Annotated in this window: 16 protein-coding genes and 1 pseudogene; 4 read left to right on the top strand and 13 right to left on the bottom strand. The window is 49.5% G+C overall.

Annotation, left to right across the window (positions count from 1 at the left end):
• A partial coding sequence (locus MR847_RS08670) for a ribonuclease H family protein (RefSeq protein WP_287723539.1) occupies window positions 1–323 on the bottom strand: 323 nt, incomplete at its 3' end.
• Window positions 324–418: 95 nt separating this feature from the next.
• On the opposite strand from MR847_RS08670, the gene MR847_RS08665 reads away from it, so the two are divergent.
• Together MR847_RS08665 and MR847_RS08660 are read left to right on the top strand one after the other, a co-directional pair.
• Window positions 419–955: a hypothetical protein gene (locus MR847_RS08665; RefSeq protein ID WP_287723538.1), complete on the top strand. Its 537-nt coding sequence runs from the start codon at window positions 419–421 to the stop codon at window positions 953–955.
• Window positions 952–1809 (top strand): PHP domain-containing protein, encoded by an 858-nt coding sequence (locus MR847_RS08660; RefSeq protein ID WP_100426616.1) that lies wholly within the window; start codon window positions 952–954, stop codon window positions 1807–1809. Before MR847_RS08665 ends, MR847_RS08660 begins: the two co-directional genes overlap by 4 nt.
• Window positions 1810–1820: 11 nt before the next feature.
• Here the strand turns inward: MR847_RS08660 and MR847_RS08655 are convergent, their stop codons facing one another.
• From MR847_RS08655 to MR847_RS08605, 11 genes are all read right to left on the bottom strand, one after another.
• Window positions 1821–4478 carry an SGBP N-terminal domain-containing protein gene (locus MR847_RS08655; RefSeq protein ID WP_287723537.1) on the bottom strand — a complete coding sequence of 886 codons (2658 nt, stop codon included), beginning with the start codon at window positions 4476–4478 and terminating at the stop codon, window positions 1821–1823.
• On the bottom strand, window positions 4475–6148 hold the full coding sequence (locus MR847_RS08650) for a hypothetical protein (protein WP_287723536.1): 1674 nt from the start codon (window positions 6146–6148) through the stop codon (window positions 4475–4477). The genes MR847_RS08655 and MR847_RS08650 overlap by 4 nt, the downstream gene beginning before the upstream one ends.
• A 12-nt stretch (window positions 6149–6160) precedes the next feature.
• Window positions 6161–6913: a hypothetical protein gene (locus tag MR847_RS08645; protein WP_287723535.1), complete on the bottom strand. Its 753-nt coding sequence runs from the start codon at window positions 6911–6913 to the stop codon at window positions 6161–6163.
• A 114-nt stretch (window positions 6914–7027) separates the two neighbouring features.
• Entirely contained in the window at window positions 7028–9529 is a 2502-nt protein-coding gene (locus tag MR847_RS08640) for a glycoside hydrolase family 94 protein (protein WP_106519376.1), read from the bottom strand.
• Between the two features lie 30 nt (window positions 9530–9559).
• Window positions 9560–10153, bottom strand: coding sequence for a PadR family transcriptional regulator (locus tag MR847_RS08635; protein ID WP_100426621.1), 594 nt, complete (start codon window positions 10151–10153; stop codon window positions 9560–9562).
• A gap of 79 nt (window positions 10154–10232) precedes the next feature.
• A complete protein-coding gene (locus tag MR847_RS08630; RefSeq protein WP_287723534.1) occupies window positions 10233–11054 on the bottom strand; it encodes a hypothetical protein in 822 nt (273 codons plus the stop codon).
• Between the two features lie 5 nt (window positions 11055–11059).
• On the bottom strand, window positions 11060–15049 hold the full coding sequence (locus MR847_RS08625) for a C25 family cysteine peptidase (protein WP_287723533.1): 3990 nt from the start codon (window positions 15047–15049) through the stop codon (window positions 11060–11062).
• Between the two features lie 3 nt (window positions 15050–15052).
• On the bottom strand, window positions 15053–16432 hold the full coding sequence (locus MR847_RS08620; RefSeq protein ID WP_287723532.1) for a TldD/PmbA family protein: 1380 nt from the start codon (window positions 16430–16432) through the stop codon (window positions 15053–15055).
• Complete coding sequence (gene hisF, locus MR847_RS08615; protein WP_287723531.1) at window positions 16433–17212, bottom strand: imidazole glycerol phosphate synthase subunit HisF; 780 nt, start codon at window positions 17210–17212, stop codon at window positions 16433–16435. It lies immediately after the preceding gene.
• Window positions 17212–17835: an imidazole glycerol phosphate synthase subunit HisH gene (gene hisH / locus MR847_RS08610; protein ID WP_100426626.1), complete on the bottom strand. Its 624-nt coding sequence runs from the start codon at window positions 17833–17835 to the stop codon at window positions 17212–17214. The genes hisF and hisH overlap by 1 nt, the downstream gene beginning before the upstream one ends.
• A gap of 15 nt (window positions 17836–17850) precedes the next feature.
• Window positions 17851–19488, bottom strand: coding sequence for a fumarate hydratase (locus MR847_RS08605; RefSeq protein ID WP_287723530.1), 1638 nt, complete (start codon window positions 19486–19488; stop codon window positions 17851–17853).
• A gap of 155 nt (window positions 19489–19643) precedes the next feature.
• On the opposite strand from MR847_RS08605, the gene MR847_RS08600 reads away from it, so the two are divergent.
• On the top strand, window positions 19644–20249 hold the full coding sequence (locus tag MR847_RS08600; RefSeq protein ID WP_287723529.1) for a hypothetical protein: 606 nt from the start codon (window positions 19644–19646) through the stop codon (window positions 20247–20249).
• Window positions 20250–20449: 200 nt separating this feature from the next.
• Window positions 20450–20695 (top strand): annotated as a pseudogene (gene tnpA / locus MR847_RS08595) (IS200/IS605 family transposase); the annotation flags it as partial.
• Between the two features lie 132 nt (window positions 20696–20827).
• Here the strand turns inward: tnpA and MR847_RS08590 are convergent.
• Window positions 20828–21378 (bottom strand): hypothetical protein (locus MR847_RS08590; RefSeq protein WP_287723528.1); only part of this gene is annotated, 551 nt, incomplete at its 5' end.

Below are 21378 nucleotides of genomic sequence, written 5' to 3'. Positions count from 1 at the left end.
CTCGCGGTCAGTTCCCCGTCAATATTGCGGCTTTCGGCGGGTAAATCCGTTACCCCGTTTTCCGCTCCAATCTGTTTGTCATTTTCTACGGCAATAAACGCCCAGCCAGCACGGTCAAAGTCTGGAGTAAAGGATCCATCTACGTAAATGCGCAAACCTTCCCCATGGGTTTCCGAAACGCCGGAAAGCCATGATTCTGCGTCTTCACGCGTAGCGAACGATTTGAAGAGGCAACCTTTGACTCCATGCGTAAGTTTTTCACATTCCAGCCAAGAAGTGACAATTTTTTGCACAGAAGGCGATTTTATCGCGTAAAACTTCATTTTTCCCATTGGCGAAAATTTATATTTTCCTCGTTTAACATGGGAGTCCTGTTTTGAAACCTTCGCTTTATTTTAAAGATTGCCTGCGATACAGCTTGAAAAAGTTTGCGTCGAAGGAATCGCTTTTGCGTTGGTTCATTAAGCAGGCCGGCGACTTCTCTGTCGCCTTTGAATATCCGATGAAGCTTTCGGAAAAGCAGACCGTTCTGTTCCTTCTTCCGGAAGATACGGAATCCGTAAACGCCTATCTGCCGTTCTTGCAAAAGCTCTATCGCATTCAAAAGCACGGTGTACTGCTCCTTGTGAACAGCAAACTGGAAAATCTGTTGCAGACGAACCAGATAAAGCAGGAAGTGCTTTATTACTCGACCTTGGGCTGTCGATACGGAGAACAGGAATTCCACAAAATCGAAAAAGTTTTGAAGGCGCGCCAGATTACAGCGACCTTCGACTTGCAAGACCAGACGCTTTTCCAGATGCTCTATCTCTGCAAGACCTGCGGTGCAACATACCGATTCGGTTTCGACTGTGAAAGCCTTTACCCTCTGCTCAATTTGAGCCTTGTTTCGGAAGGCGAGGTTTCCAAACGCATCGAAGCTCTGACGGCAATCTTTGAAGGGGCTGTGAAATGACCGATGCTCTCAAGCAAAAAATCGGATTTGCAGACCTGCACCTCCACACGAACCTTTCCGACGGCTCGCTCACTCCGCTAGAAGTGGTCAAACTTTCCAAAAGAAAGGGTCTCCGCTGTATTTCAGTGACCGATCACGACACGCTCGCCTCTTACTCCGCGACAAAGCCTTATGCCGACGAACTCGGAATTGAAATCATTCCAGGAATCGAAGTTTCTGCCGTGTGGCAAGGACGTGACGTTCACATTCTCGGCTATTTCTGCGACCCGACGAACCTCGCCATGAACATGGAACTGGAAGAAAGCGCGAAACAGCGAATTTCTCGCGCCAAGGCAATTCTCAAAAAACTTTCGTCGCTCGGCGTCAATTTGAGCTTTGAAAAGGTAATGACCTACTGCAAAGGTAAAGTCGTTGGACGTCCGCATATCGCCATGGCTTTGGTCGACGAAGAATACGTTTCGAATTTTGGCGAGGCATTTAACAAGTACCTCGCAGACGGAGCTCCAGCCTTTGTCGAAAAACGCGGTCTGAATCCGCAACAGACAATCCGTTTGATTGAAAATGCAGGTGGCATTGCGGTCCTCGCCCACCCATACAAGTCCAATGTCGATAACCTGATTCCAGACCTTGTCGAAGTAGGCCTCAAAGGGATTGAAACCTACTCGCCGGCACAAAAAGGCGCAGTCGGAAGGCGTTACCGAGAGATCGCCGAGCGTTACAGCTTGCTTGGCACGGGCGGTTCGGATTTTCACACCGAAAACAGCCCCTATGGCCCAAACTGCATGAAGATGCCATACACGGTCGTAGAAGAACTCCGCGAATGCCGTGAAAAGTTCCGCGCGGAATCCTTCTAAACCTCAAAAAGTTATTCGTAAATCAAACGCATGGCGTCGCAATAAAGCGTTGCGCCGACAGAGCCTTCGTACACATTTCCCAGCGCACTCGAAGCGACCACCACACGAATATGCGTCACATCAAAATCATCCGGGGAATCGGTTTCCACCAAATGATTGTCGATGCCTTCGGAATTTTTGAGCGAAGTTGCGAAAACGCTCGAATTATAAATCGGCGATGCGGAATTCGGTTTGCCATATTGCAACTTTAATCGGATCGTTTTGTAGCCAGAGCGTTCTGCGTCGGTAATCGAAACGACATCCGGGTCTTCGGTCGATTCGACGGTCGTGGCGCGGTACCAAGCACTGGCAACAAGAGTATTCACATCGCTGGATTTGCGGAATTGGTTTTTGCCATTGTTCTCGGTTGCGGTACGATTTTCAAGCAAAAGATACAAGTCGCAGGAATCGCCTAATCCTTTATATTGAACATCGAATTCCACATATTGGGGGCGTCCGTAAAAAGGTCTTCCAAAGTCGATAAGCTCATTTCCGTCGTCGTAACCAGTCATCGCTAAGGTGTTCACATTCTTCGGGTTAAAGTAGGCGATCAGCATATTGCCAGCGGCAAAGCGTCCGATGCCTAGGATTTTAGCGGACTTGGATTCCATTTTAATGACGGTTTCGTTTTCCGCACTCGTGGTGAGCGTTTTGGTGGAAGCCAGCGCGCTGTTGTTTCCGTTATCCCAATATTCGATGTCATTGCGATTTCCGAATGCGTCATCTGTCCACGTATTGAAATCGCTGTTCGGGTATTGATAGCCCGCTTGAATCGTATAAGTTTTAGAATCGCCTGCCGAGTTTGAAACGGTAACCGTTTTCTTTTTGGCGAAGTCATAAGCGGAGCCTTCTTCCAAATCCCTTGTCGAAGCGCCATCCGAAAGCGAAAGCGATTGCACCGTCAGCTTACGCAGATCCAAATCCTCCGTATAAGTCATATTAAAGAAGATCGTTCCGGCAGACTGGTCGATGATGCCAGAAACTTTTCCGGAACCGATCGACATAGCCGTAATCTGAGGAGCCGAAGTGGATACGGTTACAAACACGGTCCAAATGACGGTTGAACCGTCTTCTGCGGTCACAATGATTTCTGCTGAGCCGTCGGAAAGATCCAGATAATCTGTCATGGGACTTGTCTTTTTTGCGCCGTCGGAATAGGTTGCGCTGAAATAAACCTTTTCCAATTGGATTGCCTGGGCCGCGGGGATTTTTACGTCGATGGTTTTTGCTGCAGTGGAAATGGAAACTTGCGATGTAAAATCATCCGTGGTAAAACTCAAAATGACCGCCGCCGAAGACTTTGGATAGTCCGCAGAAATCGTCCACGTTTCAAAGCTTGCGTCTTCCGCGGTAATGGTGAACGTTTTTTCGGTACGCAAATCCAGCGCCGTCGTTTGCAAGTTATGCGAAGCCGTTTTTGAAATTTCCAGAGTTACGGTTACGGACGAAAGAGCGCTTGCCGTCGCGAGGTGCAGTACCACGGTCTTTTTAGAAGTATCCACGGTAGCTGCCGAAATTTCCTTTTCTGCAGAAATCGAAAGGAGTTCCTTGTCGCTAGAAACGGTTTCATCTTCTGCGGCGATCGAAAGAAGAACGGTCCACGTCCTTACAGTGCCATCTTCCGCAGTCACCGTAAAAGCCTGAGAAGCGTCCCAAGTTTTAACGGAATCCGGATTCGGCGAAATCGAAGCACCTGCCGGAATGCGGAAGGAATCAAGAACCGCATCGGTCACAAGCGATCCGTAAACGAGTTTAACAGAAATGGTATCACCGGAGCGATTGACCTTAAACTGATCTTGAAAGGCCATCTGCAAATCCGTCGCAGAACTTTGTGTCGTGTAAGCGATCACCGTCCACGTTTTTTCGGTGCCATCTTCTGCGGTCACGGTAAACGACTGAGCCTTGGACCAATCCGTCACGGAACTTGGTGCAGGAGAAAGGCTCGATTTGCGGAAAACAATCGCCGTATCCAGTTTGACTTTCGAAAGATCGGTTCCCTGCGGAAATTCTACAAGAATGGAATCTCCCGAAACTTGCACGCCCAAAGCATCCGCAAATTCAAGCGAAAGCGAAACATCCGAATTCAAGTTCGCCGAACTCGAACTATAAACCTCTTCCGCAGAAGAACTCGAATATCCTTCTTCAGCACTCGAACTGGGTTCTGCGACAACGTCCGGAATGGAAAATTCAATCTGCCAAATCGCGGGTTTACCGCTTTCCGAAAGAATCACGATGTACACCAAATGGCTCGAAGGTATCCGAATTTTACTGCCTTCTTTTAACTCCTTTTCCACATAGGAAACTTCTCTCGCAAGCGAATCCAACTCCGCCGAATCGGTTGGAAACGATTTGAATTTGGAATCAACCAGATGAAGACTCGCAAAATGACTCATATCGATATCCGAAATCGTCACCGAATCCCAGGTGTCCATCGAATCGGGAACATCGATTGTTGTCACCACAATCTTGTGTTCCGAAGCGTAAATCGATGGTTTGCCCGCTTCTTCTTCAAAATGAATTTCTTTCAGCACATGATAATCCGATGAGCCAAAGGTATCCATGTCCGCAGAGCAAGCTGCGAAAATCAAGGCGAAAAAAAGAAATACAAAAGTGCGCAATAAATTCATCATTCGTAAATCAGCTTCCAATTTTCCAAAGTGAGGGTTGAGCCTTCGCCACCGCGATATTCAATCGCCGGATCGTTCATAACAGTTGTTCCACCGGCGACAACATGCGCATAAGCGGAAGAAGCAAAAACAACGCGGATCGAGGCAACGTCTTCTCTGCCCGTGCCGAGAGTCAAATCCGAAGTTCCTACGTACCCTGCGGAAAGAACTGCATCCGGGTCTGCTCCATAAGAAAGTTCCGTTGTGGATGTCCCTTCTGCGGAAGCATCCAACGTGAATGCGCCGATTGCAACCGCCTTCGAATCCTTGCTGACCAAGATAACATAAGCAAGCGCTTTTTGAGGATAGCTTGAATTCGAATTCGCAACGTGAACGTAAGAATAAGTCAGTTCAAATGCAGAGGGACGTGCTGTAAATTCACGTCCAAACGTCATCTGCGAAGAGATGTCCGAAAGGTCTGTCGAAGGCGTTCCGCTTGTATAATTCACGTCGTAGATATTCATCGCATTTTGGCCCGCATAAGTGCCGGCAAAGTAGATGCCCGTTGCGAGCTTCTTCGCGCCCAAGATACCTGCCCATGCACAAGAAACGATTTCCGACGAAAGCGAAATGGATTCGCCGTTTTCGACTAAATTCGCTGTTGCCGTAAAGGTGTAATTCGCCACGACCTGTACAGATCCTTCCGTCGCCATGGCATCGCTCGTCGTTGCAAAGAAAGCATCTTCCCGTTTTGTAAAATCAGAGCCTAGAACTTGTACCCCGGCGATTACACGATAAGCCGTCCAAAGAGAATCCGCAGAAAGCAAGTTCAATGTTTTCGCCGTGCGAAGATCCAATACAGAATCCATTCCCACAAACCGCACTTGAGAAAGTGCGTTCCCCAGCGACGAAGAATATGGGACGTTAATCAGAATTTTGTCGCCGTTTACTGTCACCGCATTTTTAAGCGTATCTCCATTCACAATCGGCTGCAAATCTGCAAGGGTCAGTTGAGCCATCTCGCTCGAACTCGATTGCCACGAGCTTGACGAAGAGCTGTCTTTGTGAAAACTCGAAGAGGACAAAACCGTCTCGCTCGAACTGGATTGCTGCGAGCTTGACGAAGAGCTGTCTTTGCGAGCACTCGAAGAGGATAAAGCCATCTCGCTCGAACTGGATTGCCGCGAGCTTGACGAAGAGCTGTCTTTGCGAGCACTCGAAGAGGATAAAGCCATCTCGCTCGAACTGGATTGACTCGCTTCGCTCGCAATGGCATTCGAAGAAGAACTCGCAATGACAATCGGGGAATCCCACGAGACCAGCCAAACAACCACAATGCGATTCTTTTTATCCAATACGATAATCGAAAATTCCGAGGTATCCACCGTCGAAATCACCGTACCCGAAACAAGTTCCTTCCCCAATTCTGGGTCATAAAGATCATCATCTGCGGCCAAGTAAAGTTTTGCATCGCCAAGAGCTTCCACCGAATCGATGACAATGGAATCCAGCCATTTTTTCGAAGGAGAAATAGAAATCGTATGGGAATCTTCATCCTTCGATTCTACGGTCCAACCGGAAAGCTCAAGCGTCCCAAGATTTGGAGCCATCGTCTTCGGTCCCGTCGAATCCTCTTCGCAAGCAACCAACATCAAGACAAGGCAAGCAAGAATCCAAATGCAAAAATTCTTCATCCAAGCATCCTCTTAGAAGAATGTGACCAAAGAAAAATTCAACGCCAAAAGATTAATCGTAAAGTTCACAATGTTGTAAGTAAATTCGCTTCGCGTTTCCCCGTTTTCTTCGATTTCCATAACGGTGGAGCTCAGTCCTAAAAGACCGACCGAAGTTTCGAACGCCATGTTGCGGAGCACCATAATGCTTAAGCCTGGATTGATGCCAAATTCAAAAGTCCAGCCGCGGGTTCGTGTTTTGGAAAGATCTTCTCCATCATCTGCTTGCGAAATTCCATAGGCATATTCCACCGAAACCGATGTTTCATTGAAGAAGTATAGATTCTTGGAATCAAAGACTTTCAGATAATTCTTCAGTAACGGCTGAATGAAGAAAGCATTCTTCACATACTGCCGATGTTCGGCAATGTCCGCTAGATCTTTTAAAATCGAATAGTCAATATCAAGTTTCGTGCGGGAATACCCAGCACGAGCTCCTACCGCCATCGCATTCTTAACAAAGTAACCGCCAAAGACCTTGGCTGTAAAAGTGTAACCTTCTGCTTCGTACACATCGCCAATCAGAATGTTCAGCGTTTCTTCATCAGTATTGCCTTGCAGTAAAAAGAGCGTTGCACCCGCAAAAATATTTTTGCGATAAATAGCTTCATCTGTTTCGACCGAGAAAAGATCTCCGAGAATCCCGCCGCCCTTCTCCGTTTCTGTTGCAAAAATGGAATGAGCACAAACTAAACAGAAGATGATCGCATACTTCAAAAATTGCATGCGTCAAAGATAGAAATTTTAACCTGCACACTACAAACAAACAAGTTTCGTTCTTTGAAAAACAAAGAAAGCACAAGCAAACGCTTGTGCTTTCTTTGTTGAACTTCGTACAAATTAGCCGAGGATGACTTCGACCTTATGAGTACCCTTAGTGAAAATCGGAGCGACGTTGGAATCGATTTCCTGACCGTCGACGATCATCTGAGCCACGCCCTTAGAAACGTGCTTCGGGTTCTTCACGGAAATTTCGTACGTTGCACCGCGGAACTTACGGACAGCGTCAAAGCCATTCCACTTCGTCGGAATGCACGGATCCACAACGAGACCGTTATAGCTTGCACGGATACCGAGAATGTACTGCGTTGCAGCCTGGTAAGTCCAGGTAGAGGTTCCGGAGAGCCATGCATTACGGCCCATACCGAACTGCTTGTGTTCGTCACCGAGAATGTTCTGCGGATAGCAGTACGGTTCGGATTCGAAGACATCGAGGATATCGTTCTTCGCAGCCGGGTTGATCTGGCAGTAGTAATTGTAAGCGTTATCGCCACGACCGAGAATCGTTTCGGCAATCATCACCCACGGGTTCGTGTGGAGGAAGATACCGCCGTTTTCCTTAGCTCCTGGAGGATAGGTAGAGATACCGCCGACAGACGGTTCGAAACCACGGTAGCCCGGAGTGGAGCTCTTCACACCGTACTTGGTATTGAGGAGCTTGTTCAGGCTGTCCATGCCCTGTTCAGCATGTGCGCCAGTCGCAATGCCACTGATCACCGGCCAAGACTGACCGTTGCAGTAGATCTTGCCGTACTTGGCCTTGTTCGTACCGTAAGCGTTGCCGTCCTTGTCGAACCAGCGGACCCACCACTTGCCGTCCCAAGCGCTTTCGTTGAAAGCCTTCTTCACATCTTCGTACCAGCCCTTGTACATTTCAACAGCCTTGGTATCGCCGAGATGTTCTTCGATGTCCATCATTTCAAGCAAAGCCTTCGCATAGAGGGCCGTGTTGAATGTAGATTCTGCACCGAGCGGGAGGTTCATGCAGTCGTTCCAGTCCGCGAATCCAAGGAGCGGAAGGTTGTGCTTACCCAAGTGTTCTCGGGTGAACTTGAGAGCGCGCTTCAAGTGTTCAAGGATCGTGCCCTTTTCACGTTCTGCACGCTTCTTGCCCTTTTCGTAGAACGGAATTTCTTCGTCGAGAAGTTCCATCTTACCGGTTTCCTTGAGGTAGCTAGCCACCGTAAGGACGATCCAAAGATGGTCATCGCCGTACCAGTCTGCATAAAGGTGATTGCCCTGTGCGTCGACGGCATTTGCCTTTTCGCGAGAGTCGCCTTCATTTGCTTCGCTACCGGTGTCTTCTTCGAGAGCGAGCGGGGCGTACTGATGCATAGCGTTACCTTCCGGACGCTGCACGGAAATCAAATTCTTGGTGAGGACAAGAGCTTCTTCCGGCATGTGGCTCATCACGCCCATCAAGTCCTGCGTGGAGTCACGGTAGCCGATACCGCGGCTTGTACCATAACCGAGCTGATAGAGCGACAGGTAGCGGCTCCAGTTCTTGGTGGTGTGGCACTGACGCGGGTTGTGCACGTTGACCATCGTGTTGAAGGAAGCGTCCGGAGTCTTGACCTGGATGGTTTCGAGATACTTGTCCCAGAATGCGGCGAGTTCGGCGAAAGCCTTGTCGACGTTCTTCAAATCGCGATACTTCTTGATAGCCTTGTTAGCCACCTTGAGGCTCTGTTCCTGACCGAGCTGGGTGCAGGTGCGGAAGGTCTTCTTCGCACCGATCTTGCCGGCGTGGATCATGAGAGCGGCGATATTGTCGCCACGGTCGCATTCGCTATTGGAGAGTTCCTTGTTATCCAAGGAAAGCGGGTGCTGCCAAGAACCCATTTCGTTGCAACCGAGGAAGACGCGACGGTCGCCATCGAAGCTAGAAATCTTGCAGTCTGCCGTCACATAGTTCACGGCGTAGTCGCGCTTCATGTAAGCGTACTGTTCGAGAACGAGGTGACCATCCTTTTCCGGATGAGCCTTGAGGGTCATGGTCTGCGGAACCCAGTCAGCATTCGTGAGCTGCTTTTCAGCTTCAAAGTGGCTGAATTCATAAACCGGGATCACGTCCACTTCCTTAGCGCCGCCCGCGATATTTGTAATCTGGATATCCTGGAGGAGAGTATTGGACTTGGTCGGAACGAAAATCGTCACCTGGACGCGGAGACCAAATGCTTCAGCGATCCAACGGCTATAAGAAAGACCGACGTGGCATTCCCACTTGTCGAGCTTCTGGAGAGTCGGAACGTAGAACGGGGAGAAGAACTTGTAGCTCTTGCCGTCCTTGACGCGGATATAAACAGTGCTTGCCTTGAAGTCGGCATTCGGCATCTGGGCAATGTACTTCGTGATACGATTCAAAGCCGGGTCACCCTTACAGACGAGGGTTCCGCCAGTCGTATCGACGATACCGCCGAAATCAAGCGTACCAACGTAGTTGCACCACTTAATCGGGGTTGCCGGGGTGGTGAGCACGTATTCTTTATTAGCGTCATCGAAATAGCCGTACTTTTTGGAGGCTTTTGCCTTCACAGCCGGCTTCTTTTTCGTTGCTGTCATTTTATCTCCGTGGATGGTGAATGAAATAAATCAGTTGTTCTTGTTGAAATCACGAGAACCGAAATTGATGTAGAAGTATCCGCCGAGCTTCTTGCTCTTTTGCGGGTCGCGCAGAATCGAGATTGCAGCACGGGTGTACTTGAGTTCTACCATGATGTGGTCGCGGCTCATGCAGTTGAGGAACGGTCCTTCCGGGTAAAGGGTCGGACGCGGTTCTTCGTCTATCATCTTCTGCAGACGAGAGATTTCTTCCAAAAGCTTCTTTTCGTGAACTTCGAGAACGCGGATCGTGTCAATCGGATCGACCGCGTAAAGGAACGCGTAACCCAGCGTACGCGGATCATCGTTGAATCCGGTCAGGTGACGCAAAACTTCTTTCTTTAAGAGTTCCGAGCCTTTGTCAAGAATACGGTAGACGGTGCGTTCCGGACGGTTGCCGTCACGTTCCGCATGGCCTTCGATCGAGCCATTCTTTTCAAGACGCGTCAAACGATTGTAAATCGTGGACGTACTGATTTTAGCCCAGCGATCGAGTTCGCGGTTCTTGATTTCCGTCATAATATCGTAGCCACTGCGTTCCTGTTCTTTAATCAGGCCGAGCAAGACAAGGTCGTAACGATTCATTTTTATTTCTCCATATTCCAATTTAGAATAATAATGGATGAAAGTACAAATCTTTTTTTTAAAACTTTCAGATAAAGGCTTAAACTTTCATCGAGCGGTGAGCAGCACGCATCTTGCTCATCGGGGCAAAGCTCATCACCGGGAATTCCACAAGCAAGAACAAGGCAAGGGAAATCACCGGGAAAACAATCGCCATCCAGATCGGAATGCAGGAATGGTAAAAATAGCCATTCAACCCGCCAAGAAGAACCGTCGAAATCACCGACGGCAAAAAGGCTTTGCAAAAGCTCGAAACAAGAGAACCGGAAACAGGCGTTCCCTTCTTGAGTTCCGCACCCGTATCTAAAGACACAGCAAGCGTATCCGCCAAAGCGAGTACAACAAAAGAAACGCCCACAAAGAACGGAATCGCCACCACAGCGGAAATCGAAATCCAGAAGAAGCGCGCAAGCAAAACGGGCAAAAGCGCCTTAAAGCTTGCCACGCGCACCACAAAGAAAAGGATCATGCTCAGCAACAAAAAGCCGAGGAAAACATAGGCCACCGTTTCTTCCACTTCGTTCAGCGCAAGGGCGAGGGCAGAAATAAAGAGCGTCGAAAAAAGGAATGAAAGTGCATTGCGGATTTTGCCGAGCCAAAGGCGCATCACAAAAAGAACCACAAAAAGCGCACCGACCGCGATCAAGAACGGATAATCCGCTTCGGCCACGCCCTTGTCTGTCCAAGAAGCGATCGTCTGAGCCAAAGACTCCCCTGCTCCGAGGATATAGGCGAAAGTAGAACTAAAATCCCTTGCAAAGATTACATACAAAACGGCAAAGATCACTAAAAAAATCAGTCGGAAGCGGAGAAGGCTTTCGCCCAAAATTTGAACCGGCGATGCTTTTTTTCTTAAATCCATGCGTATTACCTCGAAATGACAAGCTTCTGTTTTTTGCGGAACATCTTTGCCGCAGCCCCGTCTGTAGCAGGGACCTTGGATACGACGATATAATGGTAAAGACCGTTGGCAAGCTTACGTCCGTAGAAGTCTCGACCGTCCCAAGTGGTAACGCCCGAAACCGCGTGGGCAATGCGCTGAACCAAACGACCGTTCTGATTGTAAATGAAAATCGTGACATCGGCGGAACGCCCCACGGCGAGATCCTTGAAGTAGAAGGTCGTTCCTTTCTTTTTCATCGGATTCGGAGCCGTAAAGACGTTAGCAAGGCCTTCCGAAAGTCCATCGGTAATATTCAGTCTCAAATAACGAGAGCTTTCATTGCCGACGATGTCCATCGCAGAAACACGGAACGTGTAAAGTCCCGGCGGATACTTGCTTTCGGCAAAGGTCATGCGGGCCACAGCCTTTTTGCTCGACTGTTCCGAATACGGCCATGGATGAAACGGCGATGTCGAAACGGTTTCGCCGATGACTTCAAACAAAATGCCCTCGTCCGCTTCTTCACGGAAGTCAATCGCGGTCGAATCTTCGATCGTCACCTGCAAACAGGCCGGAGAAGCGATCGTCACCATTTCGCCTTCAGCAAAAGAAGTTCCCGAAGCCGGAGAGAGACAGCTCTGAATGGAAATCGAAGGAGCGGTCGTATCATTTGCAATAATAGAATCTGCGTAAGCGGAAGTTCCCGAAATCACAATATCCGAAACCAGAGCGTGTCCAATGCTCGATGTAGAATTCGAATTTGCCCAAATGCGAATTTCCGCCGCCGTATCGCCAAAAGAAATCTTGCGTGGAGTGATAAAGTTGAGTGAAAATTTTCCATCCTTGACTTCGGCATCTTCGCTAAAAATCATGGAGCCGTCGTAAAGTACAGAAACCGAATCACGATCCGAAGGCGACTGACTCAACATCTTTTCGTAGCTCTGCTCCAAAATGGAAAAGTGGATTTTTCCATCCGAAATTCCGGAAACGGTTCCAGAAAGAGTCATGCTGTCCAAAGCGCGAATCGTATCCACCTGCTGATCGAGTTTGATCTTCAGTTGAGCATTCGGCATCGGAACGACCGGTTCGCCAAAAAGGGCGTAACGGGCATTATTGTAACGCTGGCTTTCCGGCTTTATGGAAGTCTGAATAGTCAAACCCTTGGCAAGCGCATAAGCCCTGCCTAAAGTTCCACCCGTCGGGAAAAAGGCATTTGTCATGACAGACTTGGCAAAGACACGGTTATAGCTACCGTAAGTTTCACGGGTCGCGCCAATCGATGCGATTGCTCCGCGTTTGGAAGCCTGGATAAAGGTTTCGGAAAGCGAGGTTTCATTACCCATGTCAAAGCGCCCAACCGTACAGGAGAAAGATCCGAGAATCGTATAACGGGATTCATTAGCCAGGCTTGAAATATACGATGGTTTCATTAATCCTTCAAAAGCCCAGTCCGAAATCGAACCGTGTCCAAAATAAATGGTAAAAAGCGAACCCTGATTGATGCGACTGATTAAATCGCTTGCCGCTTCCGGCTTTTGGCCTGCAGCATCCGAATTGTAATTCAACAGATAAATCTTGTGAATGTCGAGATGATAACCTTCTTCTGTCGAAGCATTCAAAAGGGTGCGGGAAAGATCTTCCGCCGGTGATGTATGATCAATGCCGTCCACCATAGAACCCGTCCAGGCATCGTCTGCCGTCACGACAATCGAGTTGCGCCATAAAGAATTGTCAGCAGAAGAGGTTTGTTCATGCTCTTGGATCTTTTCATTATAAGCGTTGAAATCCGCTACGTTCGAAAGCGGAAGACGTCCAATGTAAAGGTCTAAATCATAAGCTCCGCGCAAAACTCTTTCGCCCGAATCCAGCGCAGCAAAGAAGTCTTCGACAACCGCATCTTCCTTCTCAAAAGGCGGCATCCAGTTCGTCTTAAATCCGGAATGCATTCCTCGGTAGTCAAAGTTTCCGTTGCCGGCAAGAACTGCATAGGTCAAATTTGGGCAAACACTTCGTGCGTAAGCCAAATAATTACGAATGGCCACCGGATCCATGGAACCACCCGAATAAGCGCGGTAAATGTCTTCCACGAGAACCACGGTCGTGTTGTAGCTTCGGAAAGCCTTTCCTTCCGAACGGAATTTTGCAAGTTCCACCGCCGGAGTCTGGAACGCTTCCGGGGCAATAATTATGTATTCGGTCTTCGAAGAAATGCGAGAAATGTCGTTGAGCGTTCCCGAAATATGAACTGGCACGCCTTCGATCTTTGCCGGAGAACGGAAATTCTTTGTGCTGTACACCAGGTAACGTGTATCGACGCCCGCAGAAAGGCTGTCGTAGAAGTAGCCGTTCTTCACTTGCAAAATTCCAACCGGTTCAAAGTCCTGGAACTTCATCACTTGCACATGCGAAGACGTCGAAAGCGGAATGCGAATGCGTCCGTTTCGCTTTCCCGGTAAAATCCATTCAGCAGAATCATTTTCTAATGCAGGGTTCCAGGAATACGCAACAGAAAAGCCGTCGAAACGATCATAGACAGAACCGTTCGGCAAAAGGGTCATCGAGTAAGAATTCCCCGAGGACTTCAGAGCGACATCTTCAATTACAAAGTTCCCCATCGGGAGTCTTGCATATTCCGAATAATCCTTCCCATTTACCGTAAAAGTGAATTTAGGCATGATGGACATCGTAAAGCTATGCGGAACATAGGAGACCGTCACGAGCTTATCGCCGCTTGGGTTCAAATGCGGAAGGCTCGATGTTCTAGAATTTGCAAAAGTTGAAGAAGAGATTTGAACTGTTTCTGTCGGCGCGTTCCAAATCCAGAACCATTCCTTGCCCGAAGCCTCTTCCCAAGAACCGTTGTAGCCAAAATAGGTGTCGCGCAAAAGAGCGTCCTTTTCAACGCGTAGATAACGCAAAACATCCACATCCGAGCCAGAAGTCGGCGACGAGAGCGTTGAAACGCGAGACCCTGTACCGCTCGACGTATAACCGAGCTGGAAATACTGATAGAAGCTGTACGGCGAAGAGGAGTAGTAATACTGCATCTTCGAAGACGCCGTCGAATCTTCCAAATCAAAGCGCTTCCACATGGAAGTTCCGTAGCCGACGAAGAAAATCGTATCGCCTTCGTTAAAGGTTCCATCCTTGTCACGAATATCCAGCGGAATTTCGAAGAGACGGTTCGGAACGGTTTCCGCCGAGCTCCAGATGACATCGGTCATTGTATCCTGAGGAGCGCCATACATGCGAAGCTTTTTCACGGGAATTCCTTCGCAGTCCGAAGCACGAGCCTTTTCCTTACATGCGTTGTAGAACTGTTTGTAGGTAACCGCATAAAGTCCGTCTTCTGCCGTCGTGCCATTATCCTTATCGCCAACGAGAATTCGGGCAAGCCATGTCATGTTCGCAAGATCGGAAGACGCCGCCTTGCGAAGAACGCGGGCCGTATTTGTCGAAGTAGCAAAGGAAGCGGCTCCCTTCGGATTCAAAACCTGGGTGAGCAGACGTTTGCCCGGATGTTTATTCTGCGGTGTTCCCGCAAAAGAAACGCTTACCTTAAAATTTTTGCGGATCGAAACAGAAGAACCCGCAACCTGGAGCAGTGGCACCCAAATGTCCACTACCCAGACTCCATCGCGGAGTTTCGGGCTAGAAACTTCCACGCTTCCATTCTTTAATGAATCCGCGTTGCACCAAGTCTTTCCAAATGGAACGCGGATCGAGTCCTTCACCGAAACCGAAGGCTTGGCGTTCGCAGGAATCGCCACACGATAGCTACGGTAAGGCATTCCGGAACCTTCCTTGTAAAAGGCGTTCTCGGGCAGCAAATGGAAATCGCCCTCTTCGCAGGCAACCGGCGTCGTTTCCGCAATGTAATCGTGAAAGACAAAACGCGACTTGGAATCTTCTACGGTTTCAAACGACCACAGAAGCGACGCAAATAAAGCGATGAAGAGAGCGGTCAAACGCACCAGTTATCTTCCTCCGACAAGAATAGAATCGACCTTGATCGTCGGCTGCCCCACGGTCACCGGGACTGAACCCGAAGAGGCACCACAGACTCCCGCCGCAATCGAAAGATCGCTTCCCACCATGGAAATGCCTCGCAAAACCTGATCGCCCTTTCCAATGAGCGTTGCTCCGCGCACCGGACGTCCGATTTTACCATGGTCAATTTCATAACCTTCTTCGACAGCAAAATTAAATTCACCCGTCGCCGGATTCACGGAACCGCCTGCCATTTTAGCGGCGTAAAGTCCATGTTCCACACTGTGGATCATGTCATCGAAAGAATCCTTGCCCGGAGCGATAAAGGAATTTCGCATACGGCTCACCGGAGCGTACTTGTAAGACTCACGACGCGCACTTCCTGTACGAGCGCAGCCCACTTCCATCGCCCCGACCATATCGGACATATAATTTTTTAAGACACCGTTTTCAATCAGAACGGTACGTTCCGTCTTCATGCCTTCGTCGTCCACTGCTACACTTCCCCACGATCCGGGAATTGTGCCGTCATCGATTGCAGTCAAGCACGGCTGAGCCACGACCTGTCCAAGCTTTCCACAGAACGGGCTTGCCTGGTGACGGATAGCTTCGGTTTCAAGCGGATGTCCCACCGCTTCATGGAAGATTACGCCGCCAAAGCCCGGCCCCATCACGACCGGCATGATACCGCCCGAAATGTGCCCGGCATCCAGCATGCGAAGCGAACGTTCCGCAGCCATCTTCGCAAGTTCCGGCGCATTGAATTTTTCAAGCGCTTCATAACCAGCAAGCGCCCCCGGCGCTTCGCGCGAAACGATCTTTTCAGAACCCGTGCCTGCTGTCACGTTAATGCCTAAGCGCGTATGGCAACGGTAATCGCTCACATTGACGCCACCCGAACTGATGATGTTCACATGGGAACATGAATCGGTAATGCTTGCCACGACCTGGCAAATGCGATTGGAAACCTTTCGTGCACTATCGTCCGCCGCATGCAAAAAATCCAACTTGTAACCGTTGCCGAGAACACGCGGATCCATAAAATTCGGATAATTTTCACCGAACTTGCAAGGTGTCGGAACGTACTTCACAAGACCCGAGCTGGAACCGTTACGTCCAAACGCCAAGGTCTTCACCATATTCAAAAGCGCGTCTTTGCTTTCATCGCTCGTGTAAGCGTACAGCACTTCCGTACCGTACAACAGGCGCACGCCGATTCCAAACTCCGTACCAGCCGAAGCGGTTTCGATTTTCTGATCCTTGAGAGCAAGCGTTGAAGAACGCGTCTCTTCCTCAAAGATTTCCACGTAATCTGCGCCATAACTTTTGCCGGCTTCGAGAATGGATTCTGCGATGTCCTGATTCATTTACACAATTTTCCTTACCGGGATATTTGCCTTGCTCATCTCATCCTTGATCTGAGCTACGGTATAATCTCCGAAATGTACCATGCTTGCGACAAGAGCGGCATCGGCGGAAGTCTTCGCAAAAAGATCCGCAATGTGGCAAGGCTTTCCTGCACCACCCGAAGCGATCACCGGAATGCCCACAGCCTTTGCAACTTTATCTGTAATTTCCAATTCGTAACCATCACGGACACCATCGGTATCCATCGCGTTCAAACAGATTTCGCCAGCGCCTAGGGATTCCGCCTTCTTCGCCCATTCGACTGCATCAAGACCCGACGCTGCACGACCGCCCTTGATGTAGATCTCGTAGCCGGAAGGAATCTTTTCCGAAACGCCCACACGCTTCGCGTCCATGCCGAGCACCACGCACTGGTTACCAAAAGCCTTGGCGCCTTGTTCAATGATTTCAGGATGCAAAACGGCAAGGCTATTCACGCTCACCTTTTCCGCACCCGCGAGAAGCACCTGATGCATGTCGTCCAACGAACGGATTCCACCGCCAACCGAGAACGGGATAAAGACATGCTTTGCAATGTCCTTCACCATTTCAAGATCACACGGACGATTTTCCGCACTGGCCGTGATGTCATAAAAAACGAGTTCGTCCACGCCTTCGGCACTGTACTTCGCACCGAGTTCCACGGGATCGCCCACATCGATATTGCCCTTGAACTTGACGCCCTTTGTCACCTTGCGGTTGCGGACATCCAAGCAAATGATCAATCGTTTGGTCAGCATTATTTTCCGCTCCAGGTGCTAAAGTTTTTTAAAACGCGAAGTCCCACGTCACCGCTCTTTTCCAAATGGAACTGCGTAGCGACCAGGTTTTCCTTGCAGACAGCCGAAGTGAAGGTCTGCGAACCGTAAGTCGTTTTTGAGAGAGCGTTTTCTTCGCGAATTTTCGCTGGATGGAAGGAATGAACAAAGTAAAAATCGCTGTTGTTCGGAATTCCTTCAAACAAAGGGTGCAACTTCAAGAGTTCCACCTGGTTCCAGCCCATGTGCGGAATCTTGATGCCAGCTTCATTCTGAAAACGAACTGCCTTACCATCGATCAAACCGAGCGTATCTACGCCGCCATTTTCTTCACTCGAATTCAGAATAATCTGGCAGCCGATGCAAATGCCGAGGACGGGACGTTTTCTGTTCACGACTTCGACAATCGCCTTTCCAATGCCCGTTTTTTCCAAAGTTTCCATCGCCGAACGAGCAGCGCCCACACCCGGAAAAACAAGGCGGTCTGCTTCAGCGATTTCAGAAGGATCGCGGGAAGCCTTCACATTCGCACCGATATGCTCAAAAGCATTCAGCACCGAAGTCAGGTTGCCTGCGTTATAATCTACGACGATAAAGCGTTCCATAAGGAGCCTTTGCGATTAGAGGAGTCCGTCAAAGAAGTTGTTGCCCTTGTCATCCACGAGGATGAATGCCGGGAAGTCCTTGATCGTAATCTTGCGAATCGCTTCCATGCCGAGTTCCGGGAAGGCAACGATTTCATTCGAAAGAATATTCTGTTCTGCAAGGATCGCAGCCGGACCGCCGATCGAGCCGAGGAAGAAACCACCGTACTTCTTGCAAGCGTCCGTCACATCCTGAGAACGGTTACCCTTTGCCACCATAATCAAGGAAGCGCCCTTGCTCTGGAAGCGCATCACGTACGGATCCATACGGCCAGCGGTCGTCGGACCGAAGCTCCCGGTTGGCATGCCATCTGGAGTCTTTGCTGGACCCGCATAGTAAATCGGATGATTCGAAGCAACTTCGATTACCTTCTTTTCGATATCGGAAAGTTCTTCGCCGCGTTCCTGTTTGTCGAAGATTTCTGCAATCTTCGCATGAGCCATGTCACGAGCCACAATCATCGTGCCACGAAGATTCAAACGGGTCTTCACCGGGTACTTGGAAAGATCGGCGAGCACGTCCTTCATCGGGCGGTCGAGGTCGATTTCGACAGCCGGTGCAAGGTTCTCCACGTTGCCCTCTGGGATGTAATTTTCCGGATGGTGTTCCATCTTTTCGAGCCAAAGGCCATTTGCATCGATCTTCGCCTTGATGTTGCGGTCCGCCGAACAAGAAACACCGATCGAAACCGGGCAGCTTGCCGCATGACGCGGGCAACGAATCACGCGCACATCGTGCACAAAGTATTTACCGCCGAACTGAGCACCGATGCCCGTATTCTGGCACATGTGCATCACCTTTTCTTCCATTTCGATATCGCGGAAGATACGACCGCCTTCACTACCGGAAGTTGGAAGATCATCGTAATAACCACAGCTAGCGAGCTTTACCGTGTGCGTGTTCATTTCGGCAGAAGTACCGCCGATGACAATCGCCAAATGGTACGGAGGGCATGCTGCGGTACCCAATGTCTTGATTTTTTCGTTGATGAATTTTTCCAAGGACTTCGGGTTGAGGAGTGCCTTGGTCATCGGCCAGTAATAAGTCTTGTTAGCCGAACCGCCACCCTTGGCCACAAAGAGGAACTTCATTTCATCGCCTTCTTCGGCGTGAATATCGATCTGAGCCGGAAGGTTGCAGCCGGTATTCTTTTCTTCGTACATCGAAAGCGGAGCGATCTGGCTGTAACGAAGATTTCTGGTTGTATAAGCGTTGTAAACACCTTCGGAAATCGCTTCCATGTCATCGCAGTCCGTCCAAACCTGCTGGCCCTTGTGAGCAACGCAGATAGCGGTACCCGTATCCTGGCAGAACGGGAGTATTCCCTTTGCAGCAACACAAGCGTTCTTGAGCATGGTCATGGCAACGAATTTATCGTTGTCGCTTGCTTCTGGGTCTTGGAGGATCTTGGCAACCTTGGCCGTATGTGCAGGACGGAGGCAGAATTCCACCTCTTCGAAAGCTGCCTGCGCGATTTTCGTCAGAGCTTCCTTCGAAACTTTCAAAATCTTTTTGCCTTCGAACTCGGTAACGGAAACGCCTTCCTTACCTAGATTCACGTATTCGGTGGTATCTGCGCCGTGTTGAACGGTTGCTTCGTATTTAAATGCCATAGAAACCTCTAATTGGGAAAATAGATGCATATAGAAGATAGAATTTTCATGCATTTCGGAAAAATCTTTTACCACATTCCAAAGAGAAGAGTTATTTTTCAAACGGAATAGGCAGGAGCACTGCCCCGACTTTATCCAAAGAAAAGAGGAAAACAATGAATCTTAAGAAAACTCTCCTGGCTGCAGTGATGCTCTCCGCATTCGCTTTTGCTGCAGAAACCGCTACTGACCAAAAAACCGCAGAACCGGCTAAAACCGAAGCAGCCGCTCCGACCGCAGAACAGAAGGCCGCTGAACCGGCTAAGACCGAAACAGCCGCTGCTCCGGCTGCCACAGACACAGCAAAGGCTGCGGAAACAGCTGCCCCGGCCGCAACAGACACAACTGCAAAGACTGAAGCTCCGGCTGACACAGCTAAGGCAGATTCCGCTGCCGCTGTCGCTGCTGCTCCTGCTGCAGACACGACCGCCGCAGCAGCTCCGGCTGATACCGCCAAGGCAGATACCGCAGAAGTTCTCGAAGCTAAGGCCGCTCCGGCAGACACCACGAAGGCAGATTCCACTGTCGCAACTGCTCCTGTTGCAGACACGACCGCTGCAGCTGCTCCGGCTGATACCGCCAAGGCAGAACAGAAAGCCGAAAGCAACTCGGAACCGCGCACCGCTGGTCAGACCATTATGGAAAACCCGCTTGAATTCATCGTCGTGAGCGCTGCCTTCATCGCAAGCGTTCTCGTGATTATCTTCACGGGCAAGGATTAATCGTTAAACTTTCCAAAGTTAAAGATTATCAAAAAGCGTATGACACCCGTCATACGCTTTTTTGCTTTTTTGTATAAACCGAAAACCACCAGCTGGGCTGGTGGTTCTAAAGAAGCCTTCTGGCGGTCATGAAAAAATCCTTTGACGATTATGGAAATGCGGTCTGCCAACTGCGTAACAATAATCACAAAGGATTTAAAATGAATGATAGAAATAAATCGACAGCACATACCACATAGAATTGCAAGTACCACATCGTGTTTGCACCAAAGTTCAGAAGGAAGATACTCTACAACCAGAAACGGGAAATCGTAGGGAAAATTCTAAGGAAACTTTGTGAATGGAAGGATGTGGAGATAATTGAGGCGGAGGTTTGCCCTGACCATATACATAGGCTTGTGGCGATACCGCCCAAACTTTCGGTATCAAGTTTCCTGGGATATTTGTAGGGCTATGCCGGCGGGTCACTTTTTACGTCTTTACAAATCTCTTTTTCCACTGTCATTGCAAGGGAGCAGCCGAAGCAAAAAATCCCGAGCGGACGCCCGGGATTTTTTTAGATCTAAAGAAGCTGCGAACTACTGAGCGTTCACCACGCAGATGGCGGTCACCGAAGTCGTCACCGTGTACTTCTTGCCAGCTGCGCAACCGCTCGGGCTAAAGTAGGCAAAGCTGGAAAGAGCGTCATCCGAATCCCAATAAACCTGAAGGAACCTGTAATCCGAGCCCACACGCGGTTTGCAACCCACCGTACAATTTGCAGGGGCTCCAGCCGGAATTTGGACCGTTGTCGCGGTCTGAGCCGGAATGAACAAGGAATCCGGAAGAGTCGGAAGCACCGTTTCCCCATAGTGATCTGCATCATTGATGCTGCCCAACTGCAAAACCAGGTCCACCGATTCCGGATCCACCACGGCAACCGGATCGCAGCTGAATGTCACCACAGACTTATCCGCATTCGAAACGGCAACCTTCGCCGTCACGTTTTGCTTGTGCATCGAAGAGGTTGCAACCATCGAACCACTTGCGCCCGAGCTAACGACATCGCCATAGCTCGAAGTCCAAGTGTAGCCGGTAATGTCCGATTCGGAAGTCGCATCCACCGTCCATGTAATCGTCTCGCCCGCTT

This window comes from Hallerella sp. (genome assembly GCF_022776125.1).
Classification (GTDB): domain Bacteria; phylum Fibrobacterota; class Fibrobacteria; order Fibrobacterales; family Fibrobacteraceae; genus Hallerella; species Hallerella succinigenes.
This window is presented reverse-complemented; position numbering and strand designations above follow the sequence as displayed.

Bases quoted from the DNA above. Each gene is read 5' to 3' on its own strand.
- hisF (WP_287723531.1), bottom strand. From the start codon at position 17,212: ATGCTGACCAAACGATTGATCATTTGCTTGGATGTCCGCAACCGCAAG.
- MR847_RS08605 (WP_287723530.1), bottom strand. From the start codon at position 19,488: ATGGCATTTAAATACGAAGCAACCGTTCAACACGGCGCAGATACCACC.
- MR847_RS08650 (WP_287723536.1), bottom strand. From the start codon at position 6,148: ATGAAGAATTTTTGCATTTGGATTCTTGCTTGCCTTGTCTTGATGTTG.
- MR847_RS08600 (WP_287723529.1), top strand. From the start codon at position 19,644: ATGAATCTTAAGAAAACTCTCCTGGCTGCAGTGATGCTCTCCGCATTC.
- MR847_RS08640 (WP_106519376.1), bottom strand. From the start codon at position 9,529: ATGACAGCAACGAAAAAGAAGCCGGCTGTGAAGGCAAAAGCCTCCAAA.
- MR847_RS08645 (WP_287723535.1), bottom strand. From the start codon at position 6,913: ATGCAATTTTTGAAGTATGCGATCATCTTCTGTTTAGTTTGTGCTCAT.
- MR847_RS08660 (WP_100426616.1), top strand. From the start codon at position 952: ATGACCGATGCTCTCAAGCAAAAAATCGGATTTGCAGACCTGCACCTC.
- MR847_RS08635 (WP_100426621.1), bottom strand. From the start codon at position 10,153: ATGAATCGTTACGACCTTGTCTTGCTCGGCCTGATTAAAGAACAGGAA.
- MR847_RS08620 (WP_287723532.1), bottom strand. From the start codon at position 16,432: ATGAATCAGGACATCGCAGAATCCATTCTCGAAGCCGGCAAAAGTTAT.
- hisH (WP_100426626.1), bottom strand. From the start codon at position 17,835: ATGGAACGCTTTATCGTCGTAGATTATAACGCAGGCAACCTGACTTCG.
- MR847_RS08630 (WP_287723534.1), bottom strand. From the start codon at position 11,054: ATGGATTTAAGAAAAAAAGCATCGCCGGTTCAAATTTTGGGCGAAAGC.
- MR847_RS08655 (WP_287723537.1), bottom strand. From the start codon at position 4,478: ATGATGAATTTATTGCGCACTTTTGTATTTCTTTTTTTCGCCTTGATT.